The sequence below is a fragment of the Clostridium sp. CTA-1 genome (genome assembly GCF_054768215.1).
On the sequence record NZ_BAAAAP010000021.1, the window covers coordinates 20350 to 34764 of the forward strand.

Annotated in this window: 12 protein-coding genes; 11 read left to right on the forward strand and 1 reads right to left on the reverse strand. The window is 27.3% G+C overall.

Going from position 1 to position 14415, the window contains the following annotated elements:
* The first annotated feature begins 49 nt into the window (after positions 1 to 49).
* The 9 genes from grdC (at position 50) to ACYUEW_RS14810 (ending at position 11679) form a co-directional block, all read left to right on the forward strand.
* Positions 50 to 1588 carry a glycine/sarcosine/betaine reductase complex component C subunit beta gene (gene grdC / locus ACYUEW_RS14770; RefSeq protein ID WP_043031766.1) on the forward strand — a complete coding sequence of 513 codons (1539 nt, stop codon included), beginning with the start codon at positions 50 to 52 and terminating at the stop codon, positions 1586 to 1588.
* A gap of 15 nt (positions 1589 to 1603) precedes the next feature.
* On the forward strand, positions 1604 to 2770 hold the full coding sequence (gene grdD, locus ACYUEW_RS14775; RefSeq protein ID WP_042385288.1) for a glycine/sarcosine/betaine reductase complex component C subunit alpha: 1167 nt from the start codon (positions 1604 to 1606) through the stop codon (positions 2768 to 2770).
* 419 nt (positions 2771 to 3189) lie between these two features.
* Positions 3190 to 3801: a DNA-3-methyladenine glycosylase gene (locus ACYUEW_RS14780; protein WP_003486981.1), complete on the forward strand. Its 612-nt coding sequence runs from the start codon at positions 3190 to 3192 to the stop codon at positions 3799 to 3801.
* Positions 3802 to 3867: 66 nt separating this feature from the next.
* Entirely contained in the window at positions 3868 to 6099 is a 2232-nt protein-coding gene (locus ACYUEW_RS14785) for a TaqI-like C-terminal specificity domain-containing protein (RefSeq protein ID WP_460277069.1), read from the forward strand.
* 448 nt (positions 6100 to 6547) lie between these two features.
* Positions 6548 to 7759, forward strand: coding sequence for an S-methyl-5-thioribose kinase (mtnK, locus tag ACYUEW_RS14790; RefSeq protein ID WP_460277071.1), 1212 nt, complete (start codon positions 6548 to 6550; stop codon positions 7757 to 7759).
* A 159-nt stretch (positions 7760 to 7918) separates the two neighbouring features.
* Entirely contained in the window at positions 7919 to 8968 is a 1050-nt protein-coding gene (mtnA, locus tag ACYUEW_RS14795; protein WP_460277073.1) for an S-methyl-5-thioribose-1-phosphate isomerase, read from the forward strand.
* Positions 8969 to 9380: 412 nt separating this feature from the next.
* Entirely contained in the window at positions 9381 to 10034 is a 654-nt protein-coding gene (locus ACYUEW_RS14800; protein WP_191598069.1) for a class II aldolase/adducin family protein, read from the forward strand.
* 173 nt (positions 10035 to 10207) lie between these two features.
* Positions 10208 to 11002, forward strand: a complete 795-nt coding sequence (locus ACYUEW_RS14805) for a DeoR/GlpR family DNA-binding transcription regulator (protein ID WP_460277075.1) — start codon at positions 10208 to 10210, stop codon at positions 11000 to 11002.
* 317 nt (positions 11003 to 11319) lie between these two features.
* Positions 11320 to 11679 (forward strand): LapA family protein, encoded by a 360-nt coding sequence (locus tag ACYUEW_RS14810; protein ID WP_460277077.1) that lies wholly within the window; start codon positions 11320 to 11322, stop codon positions 11677 to 11679.
* A 218-nt stretch (positions 11680 to 11897) separates the two neighbouring features.
* On the opposite strand, the gene ACYUEW_RS14815 is transcribed toward ACYUEW_RS14810, so the two are convergent.
* Positions 11898 to 12773 carry a cation diffusion facilitator family transporter gene (locus ACYUEW_RS14815; RefSeq protein WP_460277079.1) on the reverse strand — a complete coding sequence of 292 codons (876 nt, stop codon included), beginning with the start codon at positions 12771 to 12773 and terminating at the stop codon, positions 11898 to 11900.
* 247 nt (positions 12774 to 13020) lie between these two features.
* Here ACYUEW_RS14815 and ACYUEW_RS14820 point away from each other — a divergent pair, with 247 nt between their 5' ends.
* Complete coding sequence (locus ACYUEW_RS14820; RefSeq protein WP_003486964.1) at positions 13021 to 13749, forward strand: DUF421 domain-containing protein; 729 nt, start codon at positions 13021 to 13023, stop codon at positions 13747 to 13749.
* 162 nt (positions 13750 to 13911) lie between these two features.
* Complete coding sequence (locus ACYUEW_RS14825) at positions 13912 to 14277, forward strand: DUF4363 family protein (protein WP_003486962.1); 366 nt, start codon at positions 13912 to 13914, stop codon at positions 14275 to 14277.
* Positions 14278 to 14415: the final 138 nt, after the last annotated feature.

The window sequence follows — 14415 nt, forward strand, 5'->3', positions numbered from 1 at the left end:
GCTGTATATGTTTATAATTCAGCCTCCTAAATATTAGGGGGGAACAACTATGAATTATCCAGTAATAAAAGGAGCATCATATATTTTGGTTCATACTCCAGATATGGTACTTCATAATGGAACTACTCAAACTACAGAAAAAGTAGTTAATCCAGATTCTGAATATCTTAAGGAACTTCCTAAGCATTTAAGAAATTTTGAAGATGTTTTAAATTACGCACCTAACCAAACTTATATAGGAAATATGACACCAGATCAGTTAGGTGAAATGGAAATGCCTTGGTGGGATAAAAAAATAGAAGAGAGTAGTAGATTTGGCAAACTAGGCGAAATGATGCCTCAAGATGAATTTATAGGACTTATGGAAATATGTGATGTATTCGATTTAGTTTTATTAGAAAAATCCTTTGTAGAGGATGTAAAAAATAAGTTAGAAAAACATCCACTTATAAATGAAGATATGATTTCTAAAATAAAAGAGGGAGTGGCTATAGAAGAAATCAAAAAAGCTGTAGATGAAGAAGGGGCAGAAGGCTTATATAATGAAGGTACATTAGTAGGTTGTGTGAAAAAAGCTCATGATGTAGATGTAAACTTAAGTGCTCATACTATGTTAGAAAATTTGGTAGTAAAAGCTTCTGGTGTTTTATCATTATTAAATCTTATAGCAAAAAATAACATAGATCCAGATTCTATAGATTATGTTATAGAATGTTCTGAAGAGGCTTGTGGAGATATGAATCAAAGAGGTGGAGGAAACTTTGCGAAATCTCTTGCAGAAGTAGCAGGCTTTACTAATTCTACAGGAGCGGATATGAGAGGATTTTGTGCAGGCCCGAGCCATTCTTTAATAGCTGCTTCAGCTTTAGTTCAATCAGGAGTATATGATAATGTAGTTATAGCCGGTGGAGGAGCAAGTGCCAAATTAGGTATGAACGGAAAAGACCATGTAAAAAAAGGAATGCCTATATTAGAAGACTGTTTAGGTGGATTTGCTGTTTTAGTAAGTAAAAATGATGGAATAAACCCAATACTTAGAACAGACTTAGTAGGAAAACATACTGTAGGAACAGGATCTTCTCCACAGGCGGTAATTAGTTCTTTGGTTACAGATGCATTAGATAAGGCAGGATTGAAAATAACTGATGTAGATAAATATTCTGTAGAAATGCAAAATCCAGATATAACAAAACCAGCAGGGGCAGGGGATGTACCACAGGCAAACTATAAAATGATAGGAGCTTTAGGTGTTAAGAAAAAACATATAGAAAAGAAAGAATTAAAAGATTTTATACAAAATCATGGTATGTCAGGTTGGGCACCAACACAAGGACATATTCCATCTGGTGTTCCTTATATAGGTTTTGCTAGAAATGATCTAACAGAGGGTAAATTAAATAGGGTTATGGTAGTAGGAAAAGGTAGTTTATTCCTAGGACGTATGACAAATTTATTTGATGGAGTATCTATAATTATAGAAAGAAATACAGGATATCAAGAAGAGGAAAAAGGAATTTCAGAAGATCAAGTAAGAAAGATAATTGCAGAATCCATAAAAAAATTAGCATCACAGCTAATAGAAGAATAAGAGGTGATGTATAGTATGGAGAATAAAGAAGTTAATAAAATAATAGGCAAAACTCTTTTAGATATTGCAGACTCCATAGAAAAAGGGGATTTTAATAAGAAGGTAGTAGTAGGAATTACTACTTTAGGCAGTGAACATGGAGTTGAAAATTTAGTTAAAGGTGCTGAAGTTGCTGCCCAAAAACATAAGGATATGAAAGTAGTTTTAATAGGACCTAGGGTAGATACAAAATTAGAAATAGTAGAAGTCAATGAAGAAGAAGAAATGTATAATAAAATGGAAGAATTATTAGATACAAAGTATATAGATGCAGCAGTTACTATGCATTATAACTTCCCTATAGGAGTGTCAACTGTAGGTAAGGTTGTCACTCCAGCTGATGGTAAGGAAATGTTTTTGGCTACGACTACAGGGACAGCTTCTATGAATAGAACAGAAGCTATGGTTAAAAATGCAATATATGGAATAATAGTAGCTAAAGCTGTGGGTATAAAAGAACCTACAGTGGGTATGTTAAATTTAGATGGAGCAAGACAAGTAGAGAAAGCATTAAAGGAATTAGATAAAAATGGTTATAAAATAAATTTTGCCAACTCTTTAAGAGCAGACGGTGGATCTGTAATGAGAGGAAATGACCTTTTAACAGGGACACCAGATATTATGGTAACAGATACCCTTACAGGAAATCTTTTAATGAAAGTATTTTCTTCTTATACTACTGGAGGAAGCTATGAGGGATTTGGATATGGTTATGGACCAGGTATAGGAGAGGATTATGAAAGAAATATATTAATTTTATCTAGGGCTTCAGGTGTACCAGTAGTAGCTAATGCTATAGAATATGCAAAAGATTTGATTAAAGGTAATATAAATAAATTAATAAAAGAAGAGTTTGAAAAGGCTAATAAAGCTAAATTAAAGGATATATTAAATTCTATAGAAAATAAAGAAAATAAAAAATCAGAAGATGAAGAAGAAGTTCCAATGCCTACAAAGGAAATAGCTACAGCTTCTATTAGCGGTATAGATGTAATGGATATAGAAGATGCTCAAAAAACCCTTTGGAAAGAAGAGATATATGCAGAAGGCGGCATGGGATGCACAGGTCCTGTTATAAAAGTAAATGATAAAAATTACGATAAATCTGTAGAAATATTAAAAGAAAAAGGTTTTGTATCTTAAAAATAAACTGTAAATTATATTTGTAAAAAATAAAGTAAATAATGTTACTTATAAAATTTTTAACTGTAAATATATACATTAAAACAAAAAGTCCATTTACAATAGTTTAAGTAAAATATACTTTTCAAAAAAATTTTACTTAAACTAGTAATGGGCTTTTTATTATATCATTAAAAATATTAGTATATAGATTAAGTTAATTTTAGTTTGAATAGGTGTAGAACTACTGAAGCTCATTCATATGTTTATTAGCTGCATTTTGTATATTTGTTATATTAAAATTAGATCTATTTTCACACAAAGAATTTTTAAAAAGTTAGTATAAATTTAATAACCATGATAATATAAAAATATATGATTAAAATATAAATATACTGAGAAACATATGATTAAAATGTTGAGTCCTAGGAGGAATAAAATTGAGATTAACAAGGGATTTTTATGCTAAGGATGCTAGAGTATTAGCAAAAGAATTATTAGGAAAAGTATTAGTTAGAGAAATAGACGGTATTAGATTAAGGGGAAAAATAGTAGAGACAGAAGCTTATATTGGGGCTATAGATAAAGCTTCTCATGCCTATGGCGGAAAAAGAACTAAAAGAACAGAACCTCTTTATGGAAAACCAGGGATAGCTTATGTATATTTTATATATGGTAAGTATTTTTGTTTTAATATAATATGTAAAATAGAAGGGGAAGCAGAAGGGGTTCTCATAAGAGCAATAGAGCCATTAGAAAATATGGATCTTATATCAAAATTAAGATTTAACAAAGAATTTCAAGAACTAAATAATTACCAGAAAAAGAATTTAACTTCAGGTCCTTCAAAGCTTTGTATGGCTTTTAATATTGATAAAGAAAATAACTGGGAGGATCTATGTGAAAGTTCTAGATTATACGTAGAGGATAGTTATTATAATGATTTTGAAATTATTGAAGCTAAAAGAGTAGGAATAGATTATGCTGAGGAGGCTAGAGATTTTTTATGGAGATATTATATAAAAGATAATGCTTTTATTTCAGTAAAGTAGCAAGTACTTTTAAAATATAAATATTTAAATAAAATAGCTTTGTATAAGTGATATGGGGGATGAAATATGGGGGTAGGGTATAATTCATATAAAACAAAAGACATATCTTGCATAAACAAATATTGTAATTATTTGCAATTGGTATTTGAGGACTTATACGATTTAGAAAGGTTATATTTAAATAATGAAGATAAAACTTTATTTTGCAATAAAGCTCTATATGTGCTTATTAATAAAATAATAATTTCAAAAATATTTATGGAAAAAAATAATATAAAAGGTGAACTAGCTAAAAAGAATATAAAATATTATGCATTAACTTTAGATACTATAAATCTTGTAAACTTGGTATTTAATAATGTTGATAAAAAATTTTTAGAATTTATATTTAAAGATAATATAAAATATGAGCATATAAATCCTAGTTATTATAGTTTAGATAATGTAGATTTTCTGCATTATGAAGATAATTTATTTTATAGATATAATATATTTTTAAATAAAATTATAGATGAAATAAATAAATTTGATTTTATACATAGTAGTGGTAAAATAGGAGAAATATATGAAAAAATAATAGCCAAGGAATATAAAAAATCTATGGGGATATTTTATACACCAGAACATATTATTGATTATATATTGGAGAATGTTTTTTATGAATTTTCACCACTGGAAAACCCCTTTGTTAAAGTAATAGATATATCTGCAGGAGCAGGATATTTTATTATTAAAGCCTATGACAAGTTGGAAAAGATTTTTCTGGAAAATATAAAAGGTTTACAGGAAAAATATAAGGAAAATATTTATACTATTAAAAAAAGGGATGTAACTATTAATGTAACTGGTGAATATTATTGGCAAAAGGAAAATTTACATTACCATATAATTAATAATTGCATATATGCTGCAGATATAGATATATATGCCACTCAAATAATAAGTATAAATTTACTTTTAAAAGATGTACAGGCTTATGTAGGTAAAGTAAATATTGTTAATTGTGATAGTCTTATAAGGTGGGAAAAAGATTTCAAGCCTACTATTAAGTATTTAAATAATAAATATAAATTTAAAATATATAAAATAAAAAATAAAGATATTGAAGAATCTATTAATTATAAAAAGAGAGAGGTCTATAATTTTAAAGCATATTTTAAACTATATAAATTTTGGAGAAGGAAATTTGATTATATTATAGGTAATCCTCCATGGGTTTCTTTGTCTAGAAAGAATAAAAAAGCTTGCTGGGAAAATTCTTTAGAGTATTATATTAAAAATTATGGACAGTGTGTACATTCTCCTAATTTATTTGAATATTTTATTAAAAGAGCTTTAGAAAAAACAAAGGAAGAGGGATATTTAGCCTTTGTTGTTCCAATAAATTTTAGTAGAAATTCTCAATACATACAATTAAGAAATGAAATATTAAATGAATATGAGATTAAAAATTTATTCTTTAATATATCTTTCTCTGGAGTTATAACAGATGGAATGGTATTTATTTTGAAAAAAAATAAAAAATGTTTTAATAAAATAAAAATTAAAGTACAGGGAAAAGATGAATATAGAATAGATAAATATGAACTTTTTTCTTGTAACGAGTATGGATTCGCATATGATAATAATAGTTGTAATGAAAAAATAAAAAATAAAATTTTAGAAAACTCTAGTTTTTTATCAGAAATAAGCGATACCTTTACAGGATTTATAGGAGATTGTAAATATATTTATAAAGACAATGTAGACAAGTCTTGTATTAAAATATATAAAGGTAAAAATATAAAAAAATTTATATGTCATTCTTATTTTTATTATGATTTTAGAGATGAGAATATTAAAGGGGGAACAAAAGATTTAAAAAAATTAAAATATAGAGGCAAAATATTAGTTAGAAAAACAGGAAATGAAATTATAGCAGCTTATGATGCAGAAGGTATTATAATAGAGCAGTCCTTATATGGAATAATTAATTTAAAAGAATCTTTTAGTTATAAATATATATTAGGTATCTTAAATTCCCAGTTAATAAATTGGTATTATAAAAATTATTTAGTAACAAATAAAGAATCTACTCCACAACTAAAAAAATATAGATTAAATAAAATACCAATAAAAAATTGTAATAGAAATGTTCAAGGGGAAATAGAAATATTAGTAGATAAAGTTGTTCGAACTTTAAAAAATAAAAATGTGAAGGAAACGGAGTATTATTACAAAATGTTAAACCAAAAAGTGTTCAGTATTTATGGTATTAATGATATGAAAATAATAAAATATATAATTAATGATAAGTAAAAAATATAGGTGATATAAAGATAGGTAGAAATAAGGTTTTCATAATTACTATAAAATATATATAAATAAAAAAATGTTAATTTTGAACCAAGTAATATATTATTTTGTTCAAAATTATTTTTTTAAACAATAGCTTTAAGTAGATTTAATTCACATAATGCTGTAATAATAGTGTTTAAAAATGAAATAAAATAACAAAACATAACAAATTACATGAAAAATATTGACAGGTAAATGTTTGCAATGTTATTATTTCCATATACCTTATAAAATAAAGTTACAAAATACAAACAAAAATATCCAAAGGTTACTTAAAATAAGATGTCCTCCTTTATAAAATACAATACAAAGATCAGTAATCTTTGGATGGTTTTTTTATTTCACTAAAATATGAATTATTATGAGTTTAATTTAAATTAATATAAATTATTTATGGAGGTGTGTCTATATGGCAGAATATAAGCCAATGGATTGTGAATCAATAATAAAATATATTAAAGAGTTAAATCTAGAAATCTTTGATGAAAATGCGGATTTAACTGCAAAAGAAATTGGAGATGGGAATTTAAACTTAGTTTTTAGAGTTAAGGATAGTAATACAGGAAAATCTGTAATTATTAAACAAGCTCTTCCTTACTTAAGAGTAGCTGGAGAGGGATGGAAATTAACTGTAGAGAGAAATAGAATTGAAGCTGAAGCTATGATAGAACAGGATGAAGCTTGCCCAAACAGTGTGCCTAAGGTCTACTATCATGATGAGGATTATAACCTTTATGTAGCAGAAGATTTAGGAAATATGGACATGCTTAGAACTGGGTTAATGAATATGAAAAAATATCCTAAGTTCCCAAATCAAATAGGAAAATTCCTATCAAGAAATTTATTTTACACTTCAGACTTAGGATTAGGTGCAGTAGCTAAAAAATCTTTAGTTTCTAAATTTATAAATCCAGAACTATGCGATATTACAGAAAAATTAGTGCTAACTGATCCATATATGGATGCAGAATCAAATGATATAAATCCGGAAATTATGGATGAAGTTAAAAATATGTGGGGAAAAAAAGATTTTATATTAGAGGTTACAAAATTAAAAAATATATTTATGACTAAAGCAGAAGGTCTCCTACATGGTGATTTACATACAGGATCTATATTTATAACAGAAGATGATATGAGAGTTTTTGATACAGAATTTGCTTTTTATGGTCCCTATGGATATGATATAGGACTTTTATTTGCAAACTTTATTTTAAACTATATTTCTTGGGAAGGCAGAGAAGATAGATCAAAGGAAGAGATAAGGGAATTTAGAAAATATTTATTAGATGCTATAGAAGAAATTTGGCATGAATTTGAAAAAGATTTAAAAGAAATTTGGGAAAAAGATAGTAAAGAAATATCTTCAACTGTTGAAGGATATAAAGAATACTATATAAATAACTTGCTTCAAGAAACTGTAGGCTTTAGTGCCTGTGAAGTTATGAGAAGAATAGTTGGAATGGCTCATGTACCAGATTTAGATATCCTAAAAGATTTAAAGCAAAAGGCAAAAGCTCAAAGCTTAGGACTGAAAATAGGACAAGAAATGGTAATGAGAAGAAATAAAATAAGCAACATAGAAGATTTATCAGCACTTATTTTGGAACTAACAAAATAATATTTTAAAATATTTGTTTTTATCAGGTGCATTTATTTCTTTTAAAAAGAATACTAAAAAAACAATAGAATTAAAAAATAGTTGTTTTATATAATAAAATTTAAAAATCAAGAGGGATTAGAAAATGAAAAACACAGCATATAAAAGGGAGGATTAAAAATGGCAGAGTTATTAGCTATAAAATGGGATGACAAGAGAGATAAGTTAATACTTTTAGACCAAACAATATTACCAAATAAAATTGAATATATAGAATATGATACTGTAGAAGGTGTATACGATTCCATAAAGGATATGATAGTTAGAGGAGCTCCAGCTATAGGAGTTACAGCAGCTTATGGTTTATACTTTGCAGCAAAAATAGCACCAGAAGATAATTTTGAAAATTTCTTTAAATATTTAAAAGAGAAATCCGCTTATTTAGATTCAAGTAGACCAACAGCTGTAAATTTATCTTGGGCTTTAAAGGTTATGGAAAGTAAAGCTTTAGAAAATAAAGATAAAGATGTTAAAGAAATAAAGGACATATTAAGAGAAGAAGCAAAAAGAATTCATGAAGAAGATATAGAAATATGCAAATCTATAGGCGAAAATCTTATAACTTTATTAAAGGATGGAGTTGGAATATTAACTCATTGTAATGCTGGACAACTTGCTACATCTAAATATGGAACAGCTACATCTCCCATGTATCTTGCAAAAGAAAAGGGTTGGAATTTCAAGGTCTATTCAGACGAAACTAGACCAAGACTTCAAGGGTCCACTTTAACAGCGCTAGAGTTGTATGAAGCAGGAATAGATGTAACTACTATAACAGATAATATGGCAGCTATGGTTATGTCTCAAGGTAAAATTGATGCGGTAATAGTAGGATGTGATAGGATAGCCGCTAACGGAGATACTGCTAATAAAATAGGAACTATGGGAGTTTCAATTTTGGCTAAATATTTTGGAATACCAATGTATATTGCTGCGCCAACTCCAAGTATAGATATGAATACAAAAACAGGTAAAGATATACCAATAGAAGAAAGAAATTCAGAAGAAGTTATTTGTAGATTTGGTGTTTATACAGCCCCAAAGGGTGTGAAAGTTTACAACCCAGGATTTGATGTTACACCACATGAAAATATAACTGCAATTGTTACAGAAAAGGGTATAGTATATCCTCCTTTTGAAGAAAATTTAAAGAAACTTTTTGAAAAATAAGAAGTTAGAAAGGGGCTAAAATAATGGCAGAACTTCTTAATATGAAAAATATAAAAAAGTCCTTTTCAGGTGTTCAGGTATTACATGGAATAAATTTGGTCATTGAAGAATGATGTAAGTTTTTCTGTAAGACGGGGAGAAGTATTTGGTATAGCTGGTCTTATGGGAGCAGGTATAAGTGAGGTGATATAAGTATTTCTCAAGATACTATAGGTATGGGAGTACAAGCAGTTGAAGTTGGTCTTAAAGCTATAAAGGGAGAACAGGTTGAAAAACATATATATATACTAAATTCTTCCCAATAACTAAAGACAATGCAGCTGATGAAAATAACTGGGGAAATAAAGTAAAATAATAAATTGGGGGATCTTATCACTCAATTTATTAATCACTTAGTAAAGAGGGTGACAATTTGAATAATGAAACATATTTAAGATTACAAATTGTAGAAGCAGGAAAAAGACTTCAACAGAGATTTTTTGTAGCTTCAAATGATGGAAATATAAGTGCTAAACTTGATGATAATACTATATTGATTACGCCTACAGGAGTTAACAAAGGAGAAGTAACTCCAGATCAAATAATAAAAGTAGATAGAGAAGGAAATGTTATAGAAGGTCATATGAAGGTTACATCTGAAATAAAAATGCATTTAGCTGTTTATAATATGAGAGCAGATGTAAAAGCTATAGTTCATGCTCATCCACCAGCATCTACAGCTTTTTCAGTATCAAAAGAAAAACTAGATGATCCTGTTATTCTTCCGGAAGCAGTTTTTTCATTAGGGAAAATAGGATATTGTGAATATGGAACTCCTTCTACTGATGAGGTTCCAAAAGCCGTAGAAAAAGAAATACCATATAGTAATGTGCTTTTATTATCTAACCATGGAGCCCTTACAGTAGGGACAGATGTAATGCAGGCTTATTATAGAATGGAAAATTTAGAAATGGTTTCGAAAGTAACTATTTATTCAAAAATACTAGGAAATATAAAGACTTTAAATGAACTACAAGTGGAGAAATTAAATAAAGTAAAGGAAGAAAAAGGTTGGGGTAAATTATAATTATTACCTATAAAGTCTTTCGGTAATCAGGTGAACATACTTGTAATAAAACCATTATGTTTAAATACTTATTTTGTAAAAAGTGGTGGTCATGGACAAGTTATACTATAAGTTAGTGATATTTTGTTTTATAATTAATTATAAAATAAAAATATTAGGAATAGGTGAGAAATATGAAACTTAAACCTGAAATTAGAAGAGAAAAAATATTAACAGAAATAGAAGAAAATAAAACTGTAGATATAATGGAATTAAGTGGAAAATTACAGGTATCAGAAATGACTATAAGAAGAGACTTAAAAAAGTTAGAAAGCAGTGGAAAATTAGTTAGAACCTATGGAGGAGCTACCCGTATATCTGAAGGAGAATGTAAAAAGGTTGTAGATGATCCTTTAAAGGGTAGAATATTAAAAAATAAGGATGAAAAAGCTATTATAGGTAAATATGCAGGAGAATTAGTAGAAAATGATGATGTTATCATGATAGATGCTAGTACTACAGCTTTAGCAATATGTAAATATATAAGAGATAAAAAGGTAACAGTAGTTACAAATTCTATAAGTGTAGTAACAGCACTAGCTTCTTTTGACAATATAACAGTAGTAGTAGCCTGTGGAATCTTACGACATAGTTCTTTATCCTTAGTAGGTTCCTATGTAGAAGAATCTTTTAAGAAATTTAATATAAAAAAATCTTTTATATCAGCTAAGGCTTTATCTTTTGAAGCAGGACTTACAGATATAAATGCTTTTGAAGTAGAAACTAAAAAGGCCGCTATGTCTGTAAGTAAAGAGGTTATAGTTCTTTTAGATCACTCTAAGCTTAATAATGTGTCTCTTTTAAAGGTTTGTGAAACAAAGGAAATAAGTAAAATAATAATAGATGGTCTTAAGGAATTTACAGCGGAAGAAGAAGAATTATTAAATAAATTCAAAGCTAATGGTATAGAAGTAATAATAGCTAAATAATGTAGGTATACTTTTTAGCATTTATGTTTGAAAAGGATATACGTATTTTCGCTAAATATAAAGCTAAGATAGAAATGTATATTAAGATATATAAATGCCTATAGATGAAATAAATTTCAAAAATAAGTATTAAAAGATTAATTATCTAAAAGTAAGAAAGAATAATATTAAGTTTAAAGTTTTTAGACTTAGTATTATTCTTTCTTATAATTTAAACTATTTTAATTTTATGAATTTGTTTAAGATAAGTAAGTTGATAGTAGTACAAAAATTGTTGTATTATATAGTTATTACATAAAATAAAGGGAGGATGTTTTATGAGAAATGGATTTGTATTTTCTCTTATAATGGCACTTATTGTAGCTATATTTGCCATACAAAATGCAGCAGCTATACCAATAAAAATTTTGTTTTGGGAAATAAATTTTTCTTTAGCAATTATAATCTTATTATCAGCTGTTATAGGAGCAGTTATTACAGGTATTATGGGAATAAAAAAAGAGAGAGGTATAAAAAAACAAAATAAAGATATTTCAAATAAAATAGAAGAACTAGAAAAAACTAATGCAGATTTATTAGATAAATTAGAAAAATTAAGTTCAGATTCTAAAGATGAACATTACATAAAAGGGGTAGATGATAAAGAAATAGTTTTAGACAACGAAAATAAGAAATAATTCTACAATGTTTATTTAGAATAAAAAGAGTGTGTTTTAGAATAAGATAGATTAAATTTTATATTATTAGGATAAAAAAGGGACTTCATAAACCAATTCATTTCCCTAAAAAGTTTTAAGTAAGATTCTATTAAGAATTTTTTGCCAAGTTAAGGTACCTTTTGTGGTTTCATGACCAGTTACGTCTTGTGATATGACTGGTCATGTTTTAAATTTTGTTATTCTCCATAAGGATTTACATGAACCATGCAATGAATAATGTTATTGTTGCCCGCCTCTATTTTGTCATGGACTTTTTCTGCTATTCTGTGGGATTCTTTTAAAGATAAACTATAATCAAGAGCAATTTCCACATCTACATAAAGCTTGCTTCCATGGAGCCTAGTTTTTAATTCATCTATTTTTTCCACTTCTTTAATAGATTCGATTTGTTCTGTTATCATATTAATAGTTTTTTCATCGGCACAGTGATCTACCAGTTGATTTATAGAGTTTTTATAAATATCTATAGAAACTTTAATTATAAATATACATATTACCAAAGATGCTATAGGATCTAATATTGGGTATTTGAGTCTAGCACCTACTATACCTATAAGAGTTCCTATAGATGAAAAAGAATCTGATCTATGATGCCAAGCATCTGCTTCAAGGGCTGTGCTGTTTATTTTTTTAGCTGCCTTTAAGGTATATCTATACATCCATTCCTTTGTTATTATAGATAAAATAGCAACGTAAATAGTTATTTTTGAAGGAACAGAAAAGTTTTTGTTTATTATAACCTTTAGGCCACTATAACCTATGAACAAAGCGGTAAAAAATAACATAGTAGCCAATAATTTAGAAGTTACCGCTTCAAGCTTTTCATGACCATAGGGATGATCTTTATCTGCAGGTTTAGAAGATATTTTAAGACCTATGATTACTGCAATAGTGCTTAAAACATCAGAGAGAGAATGTATACCATCTGCAATAGTAGCAGCACTATGTCCTATGATGCCAAATAGTACTTTTACAAAGGACAAAATTATATTTACTACAATAGTTAAATTAGAAACTTTATTGCCTATTTTTAACCTTTCTTCATTTTTCATTTTTTCACCTCATTATTAATTGAAAATAAACACTTATACTATTATATGCACAATGCAGCATAAATGCAACAAAATAAACATAGAAATTATTTATCAATTGATATTAATAATTGAATATTATATATAATGAGTATCAATATTTCTATTATATGTTTTTAAGATAACAAGATTAATTTAAATGTATAAAAAAATAAAAGAGTAAGATACTAATTGTAGAAAAAATTTCTATAATTAGGGAGTGTTTTAATTGAATGAAGCTTTAGTTGCGTTTGTTAGAGCTATAATAGGATTTTTTACTCTTTTAATATTTGCAAGAATATTGGGAAAGCAGCAAATAAGTCAGCTTACTTTTTTCGATTATGTTCTTGGTATAACTATAGGGTCTACAGCCTCTACATTAAGTACAGATCTAGAAAGTACAGCTTGGTCCCATTGGATTGGGCTTTTAACTTGGTGCGGTATAGGATTTTTACTGCAATGGATAACATTAAAGTGGAGATATGCAGCTAAATATATAGAGGGGGAGCCGACTGTTGTAATAATGGATGGTAAAATAATGGAGGATACCTTAAGAAAAATGAAATATACAGTGGCAGATGTTTTAGAACAACTTAGAGGAAAAGACATTTTTGATTTAGCAGAAGTAGAGTTTGCAATATTAGAATCTGATGGGCAATTATCTGTATTAAAGAAACCAGAGGAAGAGCCATTAACAGCTAAAGATTTAAATATATTTAAGAGTAAAACAGGTATAAGCAGAGAACTTATATATGATGGAAAAATAGTAGAGGATAATTTAAGAGAAATAAATAGGGATAAAGAATGGCTAAAAGCTGAACTAAAAAAAAGAAATATTAAAGATTCATCAGAGGTTTTTTTAGCTACTATAAATCAAAATAATCAAATTTATATAGATACATATAAAGATCATCTAAAAAGAATAATAGATATAGGAGACTATAAAGGACCTTACTAATTGCTTTATCATATCTTATTATTTTTTGTATTTAAATTTATTCCATTTAAGCATTGTATTTATCTAAATATTAATTTTAATTAAGTAATAAAAGTATTAAAAAATAGAAATTAAGATGTTATTAAAGTTATATTTATGAAATAAATTTTAGAAGGTGATTATATGAGAAGATTTTTAGTAAGAATAATTCCAATAGTAACCTTAGGTTTTTTTGTTGCTGTTATGTTAAGTGCAGGTTATATGAAAAAGCCTAGAACCCAAGAAGAAAATGTAGATAAATTTATAAGTACTACAATAGAATATGTAAAAAATGAAGATTGGAGTAATGCAGAAAAGGAAGTAGAAAAATTAAATTTAGCATGGAATAAGGTTTTAAAAAGAGTTCAATTTAGTTCAGAATTAGACCAAATAAATTATTTAGGTGAAAGTATAGATAAAGCTAAAGGTGGAATAATTGCAGAAGACAAAGGTATAAGTTTATCTAATTTAACAAGTTTTTATGAAGAATGGCAAAATATAGGTAAATAAGTATAGAATAAATTTAAAACTATAAATTCTTGTTGAGCAAAATTAAAAAACAAATTATCTATATAATAGTATAGAAGAGAATAAAAAATAATACCAAATCATAAATCTATAAAGATATATAATATTTTTTAGGTGAAT